The organism is Spiroplasma endosymbiont of Aspidapion aeneum, assembly GCF_964031045.1.
In the GTDB taxonomy this organism is placed as follows: domain Bacteria; phylum Bacillota_I; class Bacilli_A; order Mycoplasmatales; family Mycoplasmataceae.
In genome coordinates, this window is the sequence record NZ_OZ034994.1 from 871122 (window position 1) to 893836 (window position 22715).

The following is a 22715-nucleotide window of genomic DNA, read 5'->3' on the forward strand; positions in this document are numbered from 1 at the left end:
ATATTTCTCCCTTATTTTTATGTTATTAAATGTGATATTTATCCTCAAGTTTATAGTTAATTTTTATCTTTCTTGGTTAACTATCATTTCTCGTAAAATTTTTCCTACCCCATTTTCATTAACAGAATCAATGATTCCCTTATTTGCAGCCAGTAAAGCAGCTTCACAACCATTTTTAACTACATATGAATTTTTTAACCCTCTTAGCATTGGTAAATCATTATTATTATCACCAAAAACTACAAAATTATCAAGATCTCTTTCTCCAAGGTATTTTGCTAGCTTTTCAACTCCATGTAACTTATCTACACCTTTTTTATACATTTCTATTGAAACATGTTTTGCGAGAGTTTCAGTTACTTCAAAACCGATTTCCTCTAACTCAGATACTATTTTTTTAACCTGTGCATTTTCATCAAAGAAAACTCCACTAAATTGAAAAACACTTGTGCTTTTTATTTTTTCAAAAAAATCATCAATATGTAATTTATATACACCTTCAACCTTATTTCTAGGTTCATATATGTCACGAACATCTCCATCAACAGAATAATAAATTCCCATATTTGATGTACAACTCCATCTTGTATTACGATAATTTGCAATAATTTTTAAAAGTTTATTAACCATATCACTTGGAAGAAAATCCTCTCCAAAGAACACTTTTGTTATTGGATCGTATAATGTTGCGCCGTTATTTAAAATAAGTGGCAACTTTATTCCCAAAATATCAATAAACTCTTTTGTTATTTGATAACCCCTACCAGTACATAATGTAAACCTATTGCCAGATTTTCTTTGGTATTCTAAAATGTCTTTAATAATCATATCTGATAGTTTTGATTCATAAAATGGAAGAATTGTTCCATCAATATCTGAAGCTACATATTTATACATCCTATATTACTCCTTAAAATTCATTCATAAAATAATTTTAACAAAAATTAGCTTTAATTAATAATTATATAGGTAAGTTTTGCAAAAAAGAATAAAAAAATGCAAATTAAGCCTTTAATTATTTTATTTTTTTAAGAATAAAATAATTAACATTTATGACATAAGTAAAAAATACCAGAAATAATATATCTAGTATTTTTGAAAATATTTTATAAAAACATCCAATTTTACTTTAGAATATTGTAATTTTTCAAATTATGGTTGTATTTATTTTGAGCTATTGTTATTATTAGATTTCCTTTGATTAATCAAATTATGCATTATCTCAACCCCTTCTGGTGTAGAGTGGTCAAAAAAACTACTTACGTTTAGATCCAAAGCAGATATTAATTTTAGATCCTCGGTTGATAATTTAAAATCAAAGATTTCAAAATTTTGTTTTATTCTATCTTGATTTACAGATTTAACAGCAAACGGAATATTTAATTCAATCAATCATCGTAAAATAACTTGAGCGGGAGTTTTTTTATATTTATCTCCTATTTTCTTTAAAACAGAATTTGTAAAAATATCATTTTTACCTTCTGCAAATGGAGCTCATGCCTGAGGGATAACTCCATATTTTTCATTTCATTTAATTGCTTCTTTTTGTTGAAAGAAAGGATGCATTTCAATTTGATTGACTTGAGGCTTTTTTCTAGAAAATAATGATAAATCAACAAGCCTGTTAGGGCTGAAATTTGAAATACCTATATATTTTATTATTTTTTTATCTTGTAAATCCTCTAAGGCCCTATAAGCTTCATAATAAGGCCCAAAAGGTTGGTGAATTAGAACCAAATCTATGTAAGATGTTTGTAATTTTTTTAAAGATACTTCAATTGATTTTATTGTATCATCATATCTATAATTTGATATTCAAACTTTTGTTGTTAAGAATATATCTTCCCTTTTGACATTTGTTTTTGATAATGCCTCTCCAACAGCCTCCTCGTTTGCATATACCTGAGCAGTATCTATTCCCCTATAACCAATTTCTAAGGCTTGTAACACTGCGGTTTCACATAATTCTAAGTCTCTAATTTGATAAACACCAAAACTAATTATTGGCATTACTTCCTTATTATCAATTTTTAAATATTTCATATTTTCTCCTTTTTATTGCCATTAATACCTATACTTATAAATATATGACAAAATAATATAATAATTTATTTGCAAAATTATAGTTAATATGAAGTCAAATTTAGTATTAAATAAATTATAACTCTATAGATATTATACACATTAAAAATAAAATATTTTTATTTTAATTAATCATTTCTAGAAACCAATTCACTATCAGATTGATTTGGTAAATGCACTGTTTTATCTTCTCATGCTTCATAGAAACTAAAACCTTTGTATGTATTGTTTACTGCATTAGTTTTTTTATTCAACATGATTAAATCAATATCTTTAATATCTTCTAAAAATTTTCAATTATATTTATTTTTGCTTGATTTATGTTCAAGACTTTCAATATTTTTAATTATCTTATCTATTTTATCTATTTTATCTTGCTGTTTTTTTGTATCTATTTTATCTATTTTAGCTTCTAATCTCAATATTCTCTTCTCTAAGATATTTTTTCTCTTATCCTTATAGGTGGATAGACCAGTAAATTTATGATCTAGGTAGGAAATTTCTTTTTTATAATCATCGATCACATTTGTATATTTATAATTTATAAGTAGGAAATTTTTCTTTCTTTTTAAAAGATAAATTTTTCTTTCAACCCTACTAATATAAAATTCTTCTGTACTTATTTTTAACTCTATTAAACCTTTCATGACATATTTGCCTTTATAACTACCATAGTGAACATCGCGATATCTAAAGATTGAACATCATCCTCCAATTAATAAAAAGAAGGTTGCTATTAATAGTGATGCTAAAATTGAAATTATAATCGTGTTGCTATAATCATAATTTGCAAATATTATGTGTAATGTTGCTAAATTTGACCAACGATAAATTGTTAAATATGATAAGTAATTAGAAATAGCTGGCATCATAAATGATGGGAAACTTCCTCAACCAACAACAATGTTTAATAGGGTGTATAGAAACATTAGCCATCTTCCCATTGCCTCTGATCTGAAAATAAATCAAAGTGAACAAAATATGCCGTTCAATATAATCTCATAAAATAAAAACCATAAGACCAATTGGAAATATTTAACTACCCCTAGTATATATCATCCACAAGCAAATGTGGTTGATATTAAGATAATTGCAGATATTCCACCAATTATTAAAAGATGGAGATATTTTGAAAAAAACCATTGGAGATTAGTAGCTTTTTTCACGCGTTTTGATTTATCAATAACAAATGTTGTAGCAATTGACCCGGCTGTCAGACCTATTAATAGAAACATTTGACCTAAACCAAATCCATAAATAGTGATCTTCTTATTAGCTTCAGAGACAACATCAATAGAATTAAAAGTTAAAATTTTTGCAATACTTGCCAATTTGTCTTTAATTTTTGGATTAATAGTTGATAATATATCACCTAATTGTGAAGGAGTATCCATTTGTTTTGATATTTTATCAATAATATTTGCAATAATAGCATAATCAAAGTTCTTTAGTGTTGTCATAAAGATTCCAAATATAAAATTTTGAGAAAAAGAAGAATAAATCTCTAATCCATTAAAAACTTTTAATAATTGTTGAATTGAGGAAAATCCATTAAGAATATCAACATTTGCAATATTTGTTATAACAGATGATAGTGATGTAATCATATTGTACGTAAATGATTCATTAAAATGTAATTGAATATTATATTTATTGCTTTTGTAATCTTTTGTTGCTTCTGGTCCACTGATGTAATGAATTTTTCTAAAATTTAATATCCTATCATTAGAAGATACTGAAAATCCGTAAACTGAAGAATAAATATCATTACCTTTTTTTTCAGTTGTAAAGATTTTTCCAGATTCTATCATTACTCTTGCCAAGGTTGAGTATTTAAAAGTATTAATTATATATATACTTTTATCATCTCCAGTAAATACATTTTCACCTTGACCATTGATTTTTGTTAACACTAAATGGGAACTATCGCTAAAATACAACATTTGTTCTTTGTAAGAAGAAAAAGCACTTTTAGAGTAAATAGAATCAAAATTATTTTTTTGTAATATGGCCCCATTTTCATCAGTTGCAATTTTTATGAATGTTTCATTTTTTGAATCATCACCAATTTTAGAATATACCACAATTCCAACCGGATTGTCACTATCCATTATACCAATAGTTGCCCTATCAAAAGATTGAATAGGATTTCAAAAAGCTAAAATACATGTCACACCATATAAAATTGGGACAATACATATACCAAATAATTTGATTAATCTTTTTCAAGAAGATAAATTTGATTTTTTAAAGTCAGCAGTTAAACATTTTAAAAAATTTCTCATTAGCCATTACCCTCATCTTCATTATCATCATATTCTGTATAATTTATCTTCATTGTTGGTTCATTAAATTGATTTTTATACCACGCGAACTGTTTTTCTTGTGTTTTTTTTATTGAGTATCAATAAATTTTTTCATCTCTGATTATTGGAAGGCCTCTAAAATTATAAGTAACCTTATCATTATCGCTAATAAGAATTTTATCAATTGCTGTTTTTAAATTCAATATCTTAGTATTATTTAGTTCAGTTTTTGTATTTAATTTCTCTAATTCTATTTTTGTCTTTTCATCGTTTAAAACTAACTTCTTAATTGTCGTTTTAATCAGTTCTTGTTTGACATTTATTTTATTTATTTTATCTTCTAACCTATTCTTAATCACCTCGTTTTTGCTTATAACAAAGTTATATGGTAAGTTATACTCTTCAATAGCTGCTTGGATAATTTTTGGTTTTGATGTTCCAAAAACTATAACTCGGTTTATCTTTCGACTAACCAAGATTCCTGCAATAGCAGTTAGAACTATCATTAATACGATAACAGATAAATCTAAGAAAAATAAATTAGAAATTTTATTGGTGAATCCATTTTCTGAAATATTGAAAATTAACAATCTCTCAAGGTCGATGACATAATGGAAAATGGATAAATTTCCGATTAAATCAAAGAACTTAAATTGCATAAATCCAGGGAAAACACCTCCGCACGATGCTAAATTTGAGATTAAGATGATTACGATTATAAACCTACCTATAGCCTCGTCTTTAGTAAAGAACCATACAAGCTGAATTATCATTGCAAAAGCAATACTTGCTAAAATTAATACTCCTCATAAAGAAAATAATATTGAAATGGGCAATATTCATCATCCAGCAATAATTGCCCCTAATAAACCAAGAGAAGCTTGTAAAATAGATGTAGTTGCCATAACCATTGTTTTTGAAAAATATCATTGATAGGCATTTGTATTTTTTTCTCTTTTTCCTCGATCATAAATAAACGTCTGAATAAAAGTTCCTAAATATATTCCGATTACAAGGAATAATAAACCAATACCAAGTCCATAATAAGCATAACTGCTTCCCCCAATAGTAATAGGGATTAGGTTGTCTATTTTATTTATTAAATTATTTGAAATATCTACAATGAATGTTGCTATATTTGGAAATTCAGCTTTTGTAAGTAGTTGCTTAAATTCATTTTTGAATTGCAACTTTGGAACGGCAGCCTGAGGTGTCTCATTGTTATAAATATTTCCATATAAAGCAGCTTTTTGAAAATATTTTTCAATTTGATTACCAAATTTATAAAATAAATGAAAACTAGTTTGAATATCTGAAAAGTGAATTGGGACGTTTAAAGTTGAAGAATAAAATCCACGAGTATTATCAGTTGCAAAGTTAATTCCATGAGAAACATCATACATTATTCCATCAATAATTATTGATAAATCTGATACTAAATCTGGGTTATTAATATCACTGAAAAATAAAGGCAATTTATTGAAAGAAAATGTATTGTCTAAAGAAAATATATTAAGATCTTTTAAAGATTTATAATAATTAGAAACATCATGTCCAAATAAATACTTTACATTTTTTACAATTTTTCCGCCTGGGTTAGAATCTGGCGTTGGTGGTGTTGATTTGTAATCCATTAAAGCAACATCACCATAAGCGGTGTCATCTTTAGTAATTGGATTATTACTTCCGTTTTTTATATCACTAATTATATAACTGATATTTTTCTTTAATTTTGTAGAAGCAGAAGAATATGATGTTATAGTTTGGTCTTCACTTGGTGTGTATGATAATTGATTATAAAACAAATTTGACATATTTTCAGAAATAAAAGCTGGGAGCAATGACTGTGATATTGCTGTTGAAAATCTTAGTGTACTATTTAAATAATAACCGTAAATAAAACCATTTGAATATTTGGCTTCAAATTCTATTTTATTTAATTTTGTTATAGAATCAGCAATATCAGATAAGGTAATAATTGGGTAAACTAATGGAGGTATAATATTGTGTTGATATGCATTAATTTGTTCAACAATAGATAATAACTGAATTATTGTTCCACTTTGAATTGTCATCACAGAATTATATTTATTTGTTTTATAGTTTTTGTTTTTTGTTGCGTCTATATATTTTATATGCTTAAAATTATAATCCTGTGTTCCCTGTTTAAATGAAAGTGTTCAATTTGATTCTTGGTCTGATTTCTGATTATCTGATTTGTTAAAAATAGATTTTAGTACGTCCCAAGAACTCATTCATTGCCAGCTATTAAAATTGTTGCTTTCTAATTTGTTCAATGGTTGTTTATTTTTACCATCTTTAGAAAAAGAATTTTCCAGATAGTAGTTTTTCCCCATGTATTGGTCTTCAAAACTCAAATTTTCTTTATATGAATTGATATCCACAGGGTTATCATTATTATCTACTACAATACCTATATTATATTTTCTATCAGTTGGCATACCATTTTGATAAACTAATACTCGCTTATCGTTATTAACAACAACCATACTACCATTTCCGATATTTCCAATAGGGTCTCAAAATGAAAAAACACATAAAAAAGCATACAAGAAAGGTACACAAACAATAGATAGTAATTTTATAATTCTTCTAAAGCTACTTATATTTCGACTGGTAAACTCAGTGATATATGATCTTAATAATTTATTCATTTTCTCCCACGTATCTTTTTTATTTTAAACTATTTTGAATATTAATAGAGTAATTTCACTCATTTTTTCTTATAAATTTTTTTTAAAAAAAAATAGCAATTAAGCTATTTTTATAAATATTAATTAAGTTCTTTTTTCTTACTTGTCTTTTCAACAGTAAAAGCTGGCAATGATGTTTTTAAATTGTTAAGTTTTTCTCCAAATACTTGCTCATAAACTTGTTCATATTTTGAACAATAAACAATTTCAAGATCTTTTTTAACTTCTTCTGGTATTTCATCCAGATCCTTTTCATTTTTAGCAGGGACAAGAATTTTTTTAAGACCACTTCTGTGTGCAGAAATTGATTTTTCTCGTAATCCACCAATTGGAAATACTAATCCTCTCAATGTTATCTCACCAGTCATCCCTATTTCCTTAGGTACCTTTTTATTTGTAAGTGCAGAAATTATTGATGTTGTTATTGTAACACCAGCACTTGGACCATCTTTTGGAACAGCGCCCTCAGGAACATGAATATGAATATCATTTTCAAAAAATACTTCTTTTGGAATTCCGAATGCTTTGTGATTTGATTTGACGAAATCATATGCAATAGATGCAGATTCCTTCATAACATCTCCAAGTTTTCCGGTCATAATTAAACCACCTTTTCCTGGGAAATGATTACATTCGATTGGGAGAATGTCTCCACCAAATTGGGTATAAGCTAATCCAGTTACAACACCGACCTGTGCTTTTTCTTCTTGGTCAGTGTGCTCAAATACTCGTTTTTTTAAGTATTCATTAACAATTGCGATGGTTACTTTTAATTTTGTCATTTCACCATTTAACATTTTAACAATAAACTTACGAGCAATAGTTGATATTAGTCTTTCGAGTTGTCTTACACCCGCCTCGCGAGTATAATGTTTAATAATTTCCTCAATAGATTCTTTTGTAAATGTTAATTGAGTATTTGTTAAATTATAGTTATCAAAAACTTTTGGGATAAGGTAATCTTGCGCTATTTTTAGCTTTTCTATTTCTGTATAACTTGAAAGTTCTATAATTTCCATACGGTCATAAAGAGCTGCTGGTATTTGATCTGGGTAATTTGCTGTTGCAATAAACATTACACTACTCAAGTCATATTCTTCTTCTAAATAATGATCAGAAAATTTAGAGTTTTGTTCTGGGTCCAAGACCTCTAACATCGCACTAGCTGGATCCCCCTTGTAGTCTGATGCCATTTTGTCAACTTCATCAAGTAAGAACACAGGATCTGTAACTCCAGCTTTTTTCATACCCTGAATTATTCTTCCTGGTAATGATCCAATATATGTTTTTCTATGTCCACGAATTTCAGCTTCATCACGAACTCCACCAAGCGAAACCTTAACGAATTTTCTACCCATTGCTTCTGCAATTGCTTTACCTAAACTTGTCTTACCAACTCCAGGAGGACCCACTAGGGTTATTATTTGTCCCTTAATAGATTTGGTGTTCTTTTTAACTGCTAAATATTCGATAATTCTTTCTTTTACTTTTTCTAAACCATAATGATGTTTATCAAATATTTTTCTAGCATTTTCTAAATCTACTTCTTTTTCAGATGTTTCTCACCACGGTACTTGCATCAATCAATCAATATAAGTTCTAGTTACAACAGATTCACTCGAAGCTGCTGGAATACTTTCATATCTTTCAATTTCTTGTAAAACTCTTTTTTTAATGTTTTCTGGGAATGGTTCTGTTTCTAATCTTTGTTTATATTTCTTAATATCATCATTTTCAGAATCCATTTCGCCCAATTCTTCTTTGATCGCTTTCATTTTTTCTTTTAAATAAAATTCTCTTTGTGAATCATCAATTTTAGTTTTAATTTTTTTAGAAATTGTAGCATCAATAATAGCTGATTGTTTTTTTGTATTTAAAAATCCTTCAATTATATCTAGTCTTTTTAATGGATCTATTTCTTCTAAAGTTTTTTGTTTTGTTTCAATATCCATAAATGGCATTAAATGTGTAACTGTATCAACTAAGAATTGTGGGTCAATATCTTTTAATAAAGTACTTTCCAACTCTGAGGGGAATTCTTCTTGAGTCTTAATTAATCCCCTTATTCTCTTAACAGTTTCTTTAGCTAAATTTTTATCATCCTCTGGTTTAAAATCAATTTCTTCATATTTAGCTCAGTAAAGGTTTTCCAAAAAAATTGCTGATAGCTTAACTCTTTTTAATGATTCTAACTCAATTGTAAGAGTTCCATCGCTTCATTCCTTGTTAATTTTAATTTTTGCTAATACTCCAAAATTATAGATTTCATCTATTTTTGGTTCATCATCAATAGGTTTTTTTTGACTTGTTATTAATGCTAAACCTTCATATTTTTCTTGTGAAGATTTTATCGCATTTCTTGATACTTCTCTACCGATTTCAAGAGTTTGTTTAAATTTTGGAAATATATAACTTCCCCTTGTAACTAATAATGGTAGTTTATTTTTTTTTGCAGCCATATACGTTTCCTCCTTGTATATTCATATAATACCATAATTTTAGCACTTTCAATAGTTAATTGCTAATTTTTTATGAAAATTAACCATTTTTTTCATATAAATAGTTAATAATCTCCTCTTTTAGCAGTTCTTCTTTAACAATTTCATCATTTATTAGTTTATTTCGAATATCTTCTGCCTTCATTCCAAAATTCTTTGCCAATTCTTCAAATTTAATAGTTATTTTTTTCTCATCTATTTCAAATTTTTCATTGTTTCTTACAGCATCCGTTACTAAATAACTCTCTAGTCTTTCTTTAGCATCATCAAATAATTCATCTTTTATTTGTTGTTCTGTCAAACCAGTTTGCTTTTTATAATCAGCGATAGTCATTCTCTTGGCTGCTAAATTTTGTTCAAACTCTTGGTACAATTTATTTACCTGATCTAAAATTGCAGATTTGGGAATAATTAATTCTGAGTTTTTTGCAATTTCCTTAATTACTTTAGATACAAATAGTTTTTTATTATTTTCTTCTTTCTGTGCAATAATTCTATTAGATAATTCAGCCTTTAATTCATCTACAGTTTTTATATCATCTATATTTAAATCTGCAACAAATTCATTATCCACTTTTGGTAATTTTCTTTCTTTAATTGAGTTTATCTTCAATTTAAATTCAGCAGTTTTTTCAGATAATTCTGGCGTATAATCTTTTGGAAAGGTTACCGTTATTGTTTGCATTCCTTTTTTCAAGCCAATCATAGAATCCTCAAATCCTGGCACCATTTGTTTTTTTCCAATTATAACATTAAAGTTTGAGGCTTTTCCACCTTTAAAAGGGACACCATCAATAAATCCTTCATAGTCAAATATAACAGCATCACCTTTTGCTATTTTTTCATCTTCTTCTTTTTCTTTTTCCATAGCAAAACGATCACGATATGCCTCAATACTTGCCTTTAAATCTTCATCTAAAACTACTGCTTTTTCTTTTTTAAGACCGTCTAATTTAATACCTTGATAAGTTCCAATTTTAATTTGTGGTTTTAAATCAAAACTAAATTGTACCTTACACAATTTTTCGTCCAATTCTTTTATTGCGGGATTTGGAGAACTAAATGGTTCGATGTCTTTCTTATTATCAAGCGCAAATTTTCATGCAGGTTCTACAATTATTCTAGCCGCTTCTTTTAGCACCTTTGGCATTGTAATATATTGTTCAATTTTGTTTTTAGGAGCTTTACCTTTTCTAAAACCAGGGACAACAACATTATTTGCAAGTCTATTTTTAGCTTTTGATAAACTCGCTTGTCATTCTTCACTTTCAATAGTTACTATAATAATACCTTCACCGTTTTCCGCTAACTTTTTTTCTTCTAAATTCATTTTTTCTCCTTTATAAACATACTTTCTATATTATAACAAGATATTTTTTTATTTTAAATGTAAATATACATTTAAATTTAAAAAAACATTTAAATTGTTGGTAATGAAAATTAATTAATAACTAAGCTAATTTTTGTACGAAAATAGTAAAATCACCTATTGGTGATTTTAATTATTAAAGGTTCTTCTTAAATTTCATTGCAATTTCTTCAATTTTGGCCTTATTTTTTTCTTCTTTAAGCAATTCTTGTTCACTTTGTTCTTTTGTTTCTAAAAAACGTGTTTTTTTAGAAATAGAGATTGACCCATCAAAGTCATCCTCATTTTCATTATATTTCAAGAACTGAGCTTTTGATTTTTGTTCAATACTTTTTATAAGTTCCATTTCACGATGGATTTGTGATTCAATTGATGCCAAATCCATTCTGTATTGGGCTTCACGCTCAATATTTTTTTGACTTTCAAGTTTAATTTGAGCATTCACTCTTTTTTCTTCTTCTAATTTAAGCTGTCTTTGTTTTAACAAGTTAACAAGGCGTTGACGCTCTTGCAATCTTCTTAGTTTTTCAATACGCTCCATTGTGCGCATATTTTCAATATTTTTTTTACGTGCAAATCTTAATTCGCGTCTATTTCTAAAGTTGATTGCTTTTGCAATAACAGAGCTGTTAGATTTTTCTAAACGCAGCATATTAATTCTATGTTTTCTTTGAGCCTTTAAATCACGAAGTATTTGTAATTTTTTTTGTAGGTCATCATCTGTTTCTTTTTCATTTTCTTCAAAATACATATTTTGTATTGTACTTGGTCTTTTTTCTGGATTATACTCCATATTATAAACACCAACAGGCTTAACCTCGTGATATGGTCGATTAGACGAGTGATCTTTTTTTTCAATTGAAAATGAATTTACTGATAGAGATGGTTTAGAATCTGTATATTCAAAATCATCCTTTGATAAGATATTTCTTTTTGTTGGGTCAATTCTCATATCAATTTCTTGAGAAATTCTTCCATCAGATTCATAATTTGAATTAATATTTAGGCCAGATTGTTGGTCATATAGTCTCTTAAATTCTTGTTGATAAAATTCATCGGGAATTTCCTCTTGTCCTTCACCACTTATTTCAGATAAAGCTGAGTTTGGAATGATTTTTTTACCTTCAATTTTTTCTTGAAACTTATTATCAGAATTACTATTAATATAACTAATTGCTTTATCATCATCATTAATAAAGTCACGTAATGACGAATTATCATTAGCTTTGGATTTATTATTTAATTCAACAGAATCTGAATTCTCATCTGTTAAGTTAGCATCTCTATCTGCATCATCAAAAGAATTTTTTCCACTTAGGCTATATTCAATATCAGATTCATCTTTATATTTTGATAGTGATTTCCCACTCTCATTTAAGAACTCTGATAATGATGGGTCTGGTTTTGTGTCAATTTTATATTCAGACTCTAAATCTTTATTAGGAGTTCTTTTCGCTGCTTTAAATAAATCAGTAGTATCTATATCTTTTTTTTGAATTTTAGCATCATTAATAATATTTTCAATTTCAATTAAATTCTTTGTTTTACCAACGGCTGTAAATGACATCGAAGATTTTTGTTCAGCCATTTTAAAACCAGCTCTTTCTAATATCTTCTTCTTAGAATTTGAATTTTCATTCACAAAGCTTGGTTGTATTTTCTGAATAAATAACATTTTTTTATCATCTATTGAACTACCATTTGAATCTTTTATTTTTAATCGATCTTGTCATCCTCCAATTGTACTTGCATTTTTTTGGCGTGATGAGGTATTATAGTCTACTCAAAACGACTCAAATAAAAAGTTATACTCATCCTCCCACATTTTTGTTAGTTCTTTATATCTTGGGTTACTTTTTCCTAGTTCTGTAATACTTTGGAATGTTGTAATCAACTTGGCAAAAGGTGGATTAGATTGTAAATGAAATTTATGAATTAATGCTAGAGATTTAGGATTAAACTTTTGTCTAATATATTCTTGACCTTCAACTAAAGAATTTTTATCTTTTCTATTTGTTAATGGTTTACCATTTTTTTTATTGTCGGGCATAAGAATCTTCCTTTCGTTTATTTTCAATTCTATATATATTTTACACTATTTTTACTAAAAATTCCACATAATTCACTATATTATTTGCAATGCTTGTATTATTTTGTTATAATATAAGCTAAAATAATATTAATTTTATAATTGTTAATTTTAGTTAAGGTTCAATTGATTAACATTTTGGAAGATAAAAGAATTTTATTATTGTAAGATTTGGACTTGTTTTTATCATATAATATATTGCGCCGTAAATAAAAAAAGCCCCTTATCTTTAGAATAATTTTAAAAAAATATATTTTTTATATATAGGACAGAAAATATATTTAATTATTTTACTAATCTATTTATATTTCCTATTTGCTTTTTACCACAATTATCTTAAAATTTTTTATTAATATTTTATAATTAATAAAAAAATGGAGGATTAATCCTCCAATAAACTTAGCTTCATTACTGCTTAGGCTGCTACATTTTTTTCTTTAAATAATTTTGTTGTTCACGCTAATGAATTGAAAACTATTAAAATTATACTAACAATAAACAACATAGTAATAATAACTATAGTTCCTGTGCTAACATACGGAACTGGTTCAAGACCTTTAAATAAATTAGCGTTAATATCAACCAACATAATAGCAATCATTAATGTACCCAATAATAACAATACAGCGATTATGATGTCAAATATTTTACCCAAAATTATCAAGACTGATATTTTCTTTTTCACATTTCCCATAACAACTAAACCAATTGTTAATAATACATCAAGGAGTGAAAATAAGAACACAAAAAGTGTACCCCCTCATATATGTAAACCAATTGTAAGATCTTTTGCTGTTGCGAACGAATCCTTTAGATTCTTCATAGATGTGGTTGCGGTTGCGGTTGTTCCATCAAGACTTTGTTTTGGAACATACCACCCCCAACCCTTTAGTGTTATACTTATAGAATAACCATTTTCTTCACCAGTGAATTCAATTCCAGCACCAACAGATAGTACGATTATTAAAATAAAAAATATAACACTAAATACTAATTTTGTATAAACTTTTCCCATTCTCTTCCCTTCTAATATAAATATTTTACATTTTTTAAAAAAAATGAGTAATATTTTTTTGCTTTTTATTGTATTTTTTAAAAAATATATAGCAAAAAATGTAATATCTTTGAGAAAACTAAATTTAGTGGATATTAAAATTGAACCAAATTTCTATATTCATATTAAATAATTACTGTTTCGAATAAGATTTTTTAAAAATATAAATTATTTTATTTTATTTTTTTTTGAAAAAAAACACAATAAATTGTTGAAATTTATAATCAATAATATATAATAAAAATGTGGGGAGTATAGATTGCTATTAATCTATATTTCTCATGTAAATATAGTTAAGATGGTTATAATATTTTGTAGGTTAATAAATAGACTATTAACTTGCGTAATTTATTATTGTAGATGTTTGTATTGCTTATAAGTTATTGTTTCGTATTCTGTTAATATTTTATTTATTTATTTTTCATTCAATAGGATTAGTTTCTTTCATTTTTCATAATTATTAATATTCTACATATAAATTATTTATATGTAGATTTTTTTTGTATTAAAATTTATATTTTTTTACTTAATTAAATATATTTAGTTATATATTTAAAAAAAATAAAGCATAAAGCTTTATTTTTATTGATTAATAAAATTATTAGCATCTTTATTCTCAATATTTATACATTAAAGTCAATTTTATTAAATTTTTTAATATTTAGAAAAGATAAAAAACTTGTTACAACAATGGACACAACAATAAAAATGCTAGCTTTTATATAATTGTGCTTGGCATGGGTACACATTAACAAGTATTGTGGTTGTTTTTGATAAATATTTCATTGATCAGTTCTAACATTGTCAAACTGGTTTCCCATAAGATTAACAATATCTATATAAAAGAAAAATTTCGCAGCAAAACCTTCAACAAGGTGATAGTATATTATTTTGTCTATAGCATAAATAAAAATTATAAATAATGTAACAAAGAAAAATGTGAAATTTGCAATTTTAATTTTTTGGTATAAATATAAGTAAGCTAAGGCGTAAGCGCTTGTGAACATAATGACAGATATTAAAAATGAAATTAATTGTACAAAATAATTAAAATAATCTGTTGTATTTAAATTTTCATTTCTAAATAATAATATAAAAGTAAATAAAATTACAGGAGTAATTATAATTAGCATTTCTATATAAATACATATCATTTTACTAAAGAATAACCTATTTCTAGACATGGGCGTTGTTAATCATATAGTCATTTTTTTAGAATAAGATTCTAAATAAAAATGGATTGAAAAGGATAACATAAAATAAAATAATAAATAGACAAGCAATGGTCCAGATAATAAGAAATATATAATATTGTTAACGCCTAAAAAATAATGCTTATTAGAACCTAAACTTTTATCTATGTAATAAACTTCTTGGAAGTGTATTTTCTCAAAAAGAGTCCCATTACCTTCGTGAGTTGAATATACAATTGTAAAAATTTGAAACATAACACCCATAACAACAGCAAAAAACACCAATATTATTATTCAGTCATTTATCAGTGTTCAATTAATAATCACAAGCATTTTATTCTTTATTTTAAACATATTCCCCCCCTTTTTTTTCTAAATCATTCGGTTTTTATTAAAAATCGCTACTGTTTCTTTTAATTATAATTTAGTAAAAAATATTATAACTATATAATAATGTTATTTCTTTAAAATATCTTTTAAAAACTTAAATATGAAAATCAGTTTTATTAAATTTATCAATATTAAGAATTCAAATAAGCACAATTAATGGAATTGTTATTATTGTAAATACTAGAGCCTGAATATAATTATGCTTTGGTTTTATATTCATTAGAACAATACTTGGATTTTGATTATAATGTTCTCAAATATTTGTTTTAATTACATCAAACTGATTCCCGTATAAATTAAAAATGTCAATATATGAAATTATTTTAGATGCATTGTTATAGTCACCTTTATAAAATAGTAACTTGTCAATAACAAATATTAACAAAAGTAGCGCATTTACAAAAAACAATAAAAAGTTAACAATCTTTATATGATCTATTAAATACAAATAAACTAATGACATTATTAATGTATAACATAACAAAAATACAAGAAATGTAGTCAACTGAATAAAATAATCACAAAAATACATAATATCCAAGTCTTCATTGCTAAAAAATATAATAATTGAAGCTGTAATAACGGTTGAAAAAATAATTAACATTTCCGAATAAATAGCTAAAAGCTTACTAAGAAACAATTTATTCCTTGAAATCGGCATAGTTAACCATATATATATCTTTTTAGATTGTGATGATAAAATGAAATGTATTGTAAAGGATATAATAAAATAAAAAGCCAGAAAAATTATTATTGGTCCAGAAAATAGCATGTAGATTATAGTGTTCTTGCCTATATAGTATTTAATACTGGGATTATCATTTTTTTGATAATAATAATCAAAAAAATGATTATTAAGAAAAATAGGATAATTTTGATTATTATGAGGCCCATGGGAATATGAATTTAATTGTGACATCAAAGCACAACCAATAAACACAAAAACTAAGATTAAAATTCAATCATCTTTTATAGAATTAATAATTATTAATGATATTTTTTTATTTTTATTCATAACTAGCACCTTTATATCATCAAAATTTAAATACTAATATTATTTGAAAATACTATTGGAATCAAAACTAAATAATTCCTTAAATTTATTTTCGATATTTGAGATATTGTCTCTATCGGCAATAAACTCATCTATAACTTTACCTTCTTTAAGAAAACATACAATATCACAAACAGCTTCAATTTCTTGGAATATATGTGAACACAATAAAATTGTTTTTTTCATTTTTTTATTTAAATTTAATAACAAATCATTAAATTTTAATTGCATCAGCGGGTCTAGACCAGATGTTGGCTCATCAAGTATAATATAATCTGGGTCGTGCATAAGTGCTGAAATTATTGCCAATTTCTGTTTATTACCTTTTGATAACATTTTAATTTTTGTATTTAAATCAACATCAAAATAGGTAATTAGATTATCAAGAAAATCTCTATTTATACCATTTTTTGTATGTTCAACTAATTTAATAAAACTTCTTCCTGTCATTTTTTCATACATTGTTACCTCACCAGAAACATAACCCACTTTATCCATAATTATTTTTGAATTATTTCATGTGTTTACATCATCGATTACAACCTCACCAATTTGAGGTTTTACAAAACCCATGATCATTCTAATGAGAGTGGTTTTCCCAGCACCGTTTGGGCCGATAATACCATAGATTTGACCCTTATTTATGCTAATATTTACATTAAAAACCCCTTTTTTATTACCATAATCCTTGGTAATATCCTTAATGAACATATTTGTAATTCCCTTCTATAAATTTGATATAAATTTTTTTTATATTATATCACCACAAAATATAATACAATAGTATTCTGATCATTTTTTAGCAATAATTGTAATTTATTAGTTAGAAAAAATGGCTCTAAGTAGACCGGTTAATCTAGGACTATTCTACTTTTTTCTTTGCTAAATTATAATTTATTTCCTTTATTCAATTTTAATTTTTAACAATTTTTTGGAAACAATTACAAAAATGTTTCATATCTCTTACTGAATGATTTAAAAACTAAGTGCAATTCAGCACACTTAACATTCCTTAAGTTTACTTACTACTAAAAATTTACAAAATTATTTAGACATAAATTAAAAATTTTTAATTATCTTTTAACCAAATTTAAAAGTTGATGATTTTTCGTCAATTTTATTATAGACGTTCAATATCAATCCTTAAATAATCAAAGTAAATAAAACACCAAATATGAATATTCCAAATTTATTTTCATACACATTAATGCAGATTTAATTAATTTATTTTCTTCGAAAAAACAAATGTTATGTTATGAAGTGTTGTTCCGATTAAATCTATAATAATTTCTCTTATTTTGGGAATTAATTCTTGAGGAGCAAAAACAATCTCGTCGCGGTTATTTGGAGAAAATATTGTGATTCTAATATCAATAATAGTTCCTTTGGGAATAGAAACTTCGGATCCAAGAATTTCAATCCCGCTTGTAGATGCGTTAACTATATCTTCAACTATTCTTCCTATAACTCTTTCTGCAATATAAAAATTTCCTTTTTCGTTATATAAAAATGTAATGTACATAAATATCCCCCATTTTTAACTACTAATTAACTCTACCTGAATACTTACCATCATCTGTATTAACAAGAATTATATCATTTATCTTAATGAATAATGGTACTAATAATTCTCATCCGGTCTCTAATTTGGCCTTTTTTTGGGCACCTGATGTAGTATCCCCTTTAACTGCTGGTTCTGTTTCAACTACTACTAATTCAACCTTATCTGGTATAGTAATTCCTATAACCTCTTCTTGGTATTTAGTCATTTGAATTATAGCACTTTCTTTGATAAAATTTAATTCTCATTTTAAATTAGTTGTAGGTATTTCAACTTGATCATATGATTCAGAATCCATCAAATAACAATTAGTTCCATCATTATAAAGATATTGCATATCTTTTTTCTCAATCATGGCTTTTTCTAGTTTATCTCCACCGGTAAATGTTAGTTCAACTCGAGAACCTGTTTTTAAATTTTTTACCTTAAGTGTTACTTTTCCTTGTTGTCTTCCTGTTTTAGAAAAAGCATTAGATATAACAATATATAAATTACCCTCATATATAAATGTATGCCCTGGTCTTAAATCGTTAACTTGCACTTTTATCTCCTTTAATTTTTTAAACTATATAAATTATAAAGTATTTTCTATGAAAATACTTTATAATTTATAAAAATAGTGGGATTTTTATAGTATATACTAGCGCTGTTCATTTTCTTTCCTTCTCTTTGTAGTTCCCTAATTCTAATTATTGTATTATTCCCGCAAGCTACAATGATACCCTCTTTATCAATATCTATTATTTGTCCAGGCAAATATTGCTTATCAATAAATAAATTATTAACCACATCTGCTTTTGCTATTTTTATTCTTGAATTACCAAAATAACAAAAAGCTGTTGGCTTTGGACTTAATGATTTTATAAAATTAACAACATCAATTGCCTCATTTTTAAAATTAATATGTTCTTCTTCATTTTTTAGGTTGTATGCAAATGTCACATAATTATCATCTTGTTCTTTTGGAATAATTTCTTTACGAAAAATTTTTAAAATATGTTTTTTTACAAGTTCCTTCCCAACCTTACCGGCCTTTTCAAATATTGTTTGTGAATTTTCTTCCTGATCAATATTAAATTTTTTTTGGCAAAAAATTGGTCCTGCATCCATTGCTTTTACCATTCTTATTAAAGTGACTCCAGATTCTTTATCCCCGTTTCGGATTGCAGCTTGAAGCGGACTTCCACCGCGGTATTTTGGCAATAGGGAACCATGAACATTTATACAATCAGTAAATATATCTATAATATTTTGTGGTATGATTTTACCATAAGCGCATGTTATTAAAAAGTCTGGTTTTAATGCTTTTAGATCTTCATAAATATCTTTAATATTACTTGGAGAAAAAACCTTAATATTTTGTTCCAAGGCAAATTTCTTCGCCTCACACATTTTAAGTTCTTTTTTTCTCCCAATAATGCTATCTGGTTGACAAATAAGAGCAATTACATCAATTTCTTTAATATCTAATAATGCAGATAATATTTCTATAGAAATTTGAATTGTTCCTGCAAATATAACTTTATATATTGATTTCAATTTATTATCCTTTCACATTATAATTATTTTTTGCCTTATTATAAATTTCAATAACTCTTTGCAGGATAACCACCATCGCTAATGTATCTCGATTACAATATTTGATCATGTCTGGCTTAACCATTTTTTCTCAGATCGCATCTTCAATTATGTCATCGCAATAGGCTCTAAAAACTTCAGAGGCTAATAACCCATTATTAATTTTTAAATCTTTATATGAAAATTCTTGTTCTAATGCTGGTTGAGTTTTTTTAATTGATGAACTACCATAAAAGTTTGGATGATAAATTAAAAATGGGTTTCCCTTTAATTTAAAAAAATCTTCAAGATCAATTGTGTTATCATATATATATTTTATTGCATTTATAAATTGTGGAAAAGCCATTGCTAATTTTTTTAATTGTGTTCTTTCAAATGATCTGTGATATGCAACATAAACCCCTTTGCCATAATTGTACATATCTCTTAAAAAATTAGCAATAAATTGTGGTCTTGGGTCATCTTTATTATTAGAAATTCAAAAGTGATGTTTTATATCTTCTTCTTTTCTATAATCAAAATTATCATCTTCTAACACATGAAGCGAATATTGAAATATCATTTGGTCATATGGTTCTGCATTTTTATATTTTGGCATAGCTCATTTTGTTGTTTCAAAATCATACATATAAACAGGATAATTATTATATTTTTGAATAAGGCTGTGTAAAGTTCATAATCTTTTTGGATCAACAAGTAATTCATCATCTACTTTAATATGTGGGCCACAAATATCAATCTGTGCCTTGTTAAATTTTTTTCAGTAATTAATAATATATACAGCAGCCTTATTTAATCTCTTTTGAATTTCATCAAGTTCCATTTCATAATATCAATAAAAATCATAAAACTCTGGAAAAGTATTTACAATATCCCCAATTTTGTCTGCCCTTAAGCCACTTATGTGCTTTATAGATGGAATATCGATACTATAGGATATATTTTCACAACTATAAACATGTCCGCAGTATTTCTTCTCTAATTGAAAACCAACTTTTTTACCTCTCATTTGTGAAATTTTATAACAATAAGGAGACGGATTTTGTTCTGAAAGAAATTTACCAAAATCATTAAGAAATTTATTTTGTTCAGCCTGGGTTTCTCCCATTAATGCAATTAATTGTCTTCATAATTTATTCAGACCTAAACTTTTTTTTGTTATATTTTCATAATCATATACGTGAAAAATATTTTCAATATTTATCTCAACAGGTTTATTATATAAATAATCATTTGGAAATGTTTTTGCTAATTTTAATTCATCTATTATCTTTTTTTCATCAACTTTGTATTCATCAAAATTACTTAATTTATTTGCATATAAAAATGTTTTTTCACAATATTTAAGACTATTTAATAAAACAAGGCGGATATTTCTAACAGTATACCCACATCTTTCTAAGACGATTTTTTGGTATGCTAAATCAAAAAAATGTTCTCATTTGAATTTTGTAGATGCCTTAACCTCTAGAATATCAACAACTTTATTTTCAAAATCAATAATTTCTAACACATCACATTTTGCGATTAAATAGTTATTTTCTGTTGCAAATGTTGCTTCATAAATATACTTGACTCTTTCATCCCTAAATGCATTTATAGTATTTGATATTGCATCTTCATTTCTTGCAAACTCAGAAAGATCAACATATTTGTAATTTGTTTCATATTCTAAATTCCATTTTTTTAAAAGAAATGAAAAATACTCTCTTGCCTTTGCCCCAGTGATATTACCATCTTCTAGAGAAGAAGATAAAGATTCTTCATCTAAAGCATAGTTACTAACAATTTCTTTTATCAAACATATTTTTTCAAATCCATCATTTTCTGTTATATCTTCTTGTAATCCATCGTTTTCATTATCATTTATAAATAATGATTTTAATTCATTTTCATATAATTCTTTTATATTATATGAATCAACAGAGTAAAAATCATCTCCTTCATCTAACTTTACATCAAAATTATAAAAATATTCATTATTTAATTTTTTTTGTTTTGATAAATTAAAATTAGTTTTTGAGGCGAAAATTCAAGCTATATTTCAACATTTAGAAAATGCAAGCTTAAAAGTTCTTTTTGAAATCGGATACTTTATTTCATCTAACATTTATTTATCTCGCTTAGGAATAAATTTAACAGCCGTTTTTTTAACAACCTCATCAACCTTTTTAAGTTTCTCAGTATCGATTCCAACATCCAAGCTTGGATTTTTTTGAGCTTTTTTAATAAGTTTTAGTTCTTCTCTTTCCTTTTTTCTTTCTTCAATTGCTGCTGCTTTTTCTTCTTGTTTAATTGCTTTTTTTTCTTCTTTAGTTAACTTGATTTGTTTTGTTGCAATTGATATCTTTCTTCTTGTTTCTTCTAAATCTGTTCTTGAATTTACTTGCCAGACGGTTTGATAATTTTTTTTATCAACTTTCTGAGTTAAGCCTTCAATTTCATAGCTTCTTGTATCTATAAGTGTGTTCTTTTTTGGCTCAAAAAGAGATATAACAACATCAAATACATCTCTGTATTTATAATCTCCACCTTTTCTGGCAATAACATTTTCATATTCAATACGGATATTCTTACGATTTTCATTTAAATATATATAGTTTTTTATTTCATCTCTAACGACTTTTTTTCTTTTTTCTTGTTCTATTTTTTGTGATTTTTTTCCTGTTATTGATGTAATAATTATAAAAATTAAAACAATAATAACAACAACGATAATTATGATTGTAAAGCTTGACATATAAAACCTCTCATTAATTATATAATATATTAAATTTAACAAATATTATTAATAAAAATTATAAAATAGACTTAATTAATAAACTTT

16 protein-coding genes are annotated in these 22715 nt (G+C 26.0%); all 16 read right to left on the bottom strand.

Translation table 4 applies throughout. The features are described 5' to 3' along the window. Nucleotides 1-63 precede the first annotated feature (63 nt). The 16 genes from AAHM97_RS03830 to AAHM97_RS03905 all read right to left on the bottom strand — a co-directional run bounded on the left by AAHM97_RS03830 (nt 64) and on the right by AAHM97_RS03905 (nt 22628). Nucleotides 64-897: an HAD-IIB family hydrolase gene (locus AAHM97_RS03830; RefSeq protein WP_342268621.1), complete on the bottom strand. Its 834-nt coding sequence runs from the start codon at nt 895-897 to the stop codon at nt 64-66. Nucleotides 898-1164: 267 nt separating this feature from the next. Then, entirely contained in the window at nt 1165-2043 is an 879-nt protein-coding gene (locus tag AAHM97_RS03835) for an aldo/keto reductase (protein WP_342268622.1), read from the bottom strand. 167 nt (nt 2044-2210) lie between these two features. After that, nucleotides 2211-4367 carry a hypothetical protein gene (locus AAHM97_RS03840; protein ID WP_342268623.1) on the bottom strand — a complete coding sequence of 719 codons (2157 nt, stop codon included), beginning with the start codon at nt 4365-4367 and terminating at the stop codon, nt 2211-2213. Further along, nucleotides 4367-7063, bottom strand: coding sequence for a hypothetical protein (locus AAHM97_RS03845; RefSeq protein WP_342268624.1), 2697 nt, complete (start codon nt 7061-7063; stop codon nt 4367-4369). Before AAHM97_RS03845 ends, AAHM97_RS03840 begins: the two co-directional genes overlap by 1 nt. A 119-nt stretch (nt 7064-7182) precedes the next feature. Further along, the gene (gene lon, locus AAHM97_RS03850; RefSeq protein ID WP_342268625.1) at nt 7183-9561 is read right to left on the bottom strand and encodes an endopeptidase La; all 2379 of its coding nucleotides are present in this window, start codon (nt 9559-9561) and stop codon (nt 7183-7185) included. Between the two features lie 79 nt (nt 9562-9640). Beyond that, entirely contained in the window at nt 9641-10930 is a 1290-nt protein-coding gene (gene tig, locus AAHM97_RS03855) for a trigger factor (RefSeq protein ID WP_342268626.1), read from the bottom strand. A gap of 175 nt (nt 10931-11105) precedes the next feature. Next, the gene (locus tag AAHM97_RS03860; protein ID WP_342268627.1) at nt 11106-13019 is read right to left on the bottom strand and encodes a hypothetical protein; all 1914 of its coding nucleotides are present in this window, start codon (nt 13017-13019) and stop codon (nt 11106-11108) included. Between the two features lie 454 nt (nt 13020-13473). Continuing rightward, nucleotides 13474-14073, bottom strand: coding sequence for a hypothetical protein (locus AAHM97_RS03865; RefSeq protein ID WP_342268628.1), 600 nt, complete (start codon nt 14071-14073; stop codon nt 13474-13476). Nucleotides 14074-14735: 662 nt separating this feature from the next. Next, nucleotides 14736-15659 (bottom strand): hypothetical protein, encoded by a 924-nt coding sequence (locus AAHM97_RS03870; protein WP_342268629.1) that lies wholly within the window; start codon nt 15657-15659, stop codon nt 14736-14738. A gap of 130 nt (nt 15660-15789) precedes the next feature. Beyond that, on the bottom strand, nt 15790-16710 hold the full coding sequence (locus tag AAHM97_RS03875; protein ID WP_342268630.1) for a hypothetical protein: 921 nt from the start codon (nt 16708-16710) through the stop codon (nt 15790-15792). A gap of 39 nt (nt 16711-16749) precedes the next feature. Continuing rightward, complete coding sequence (locus AAHM97_RS03880; protein WP_342268631.1) at nt 16750-17460, bottom strand: ATP-binding cassette domain-containing protein; 711 nt, start codon at nt 17458-17460, stop codon at nt 16750-16752. Between the two features lie 508 nt (nt 17461-17968). Next, nucleotides 17969-18271: a hypothetical protein gene (locus tag AAHM97_RS03885; RefSeq protein ID WP_342268632.1), complete on the bottom strand. Its 303-nt coding sequence runs from the start codon at nt 18269-18271 to the stop codon at nt 17969-17971. A 22-nt stretch (nt 18272-18293) separates the two neighbouring features. Beyond that, complete coding sequence (gene efp / locus AAHM97_RS03890; protein WP_342268633.1) at nt 18294-18851, bottom strand: elongation factor P; 558 nt, start codon at nt 18849-18851, stop codon at nt 18294-18296. Nucleotides 18852-18898: 47 nt separating this feature from the next. Next, complete coding sequence (gene fmt / locus AAHM97_RS03895; RefSeq protein ID WP_342268634.1) at nt 18899-19849, bottom strand: methionyl-tRNA formyltransferase; 951 nt, start codon at nt 19847-19849, stop codon at nt 18899-18901. Between the two features lie 4 nt (nt 19850-19853). Then, the gene (locus tag AAHM97_RS03900) at nt 19854-21998 is read right to left on the bottom strand and encodes a DUF2779 domain-containing protein (protein WP_342268635.1); all 2145 of its coding nucleotides are present in this window, start codon (nt 21996-21998) and stop codon (nt 19854-19856) included. After that, nucleotides 21999-22628 carry a hypothetical protein gene (locus tag AAHM97_RS03905; RefSeq protein WP_342268636.1) on the bottom strand — a complete coding sequence of 210 codons (630 nt, stop codon included), beginning with the start codon at nt 22626-22628 and terminating at the stop codon, nt 21999-22001. Nucleotides 22629-22715 lie beyond the last annotated feature (87 nt).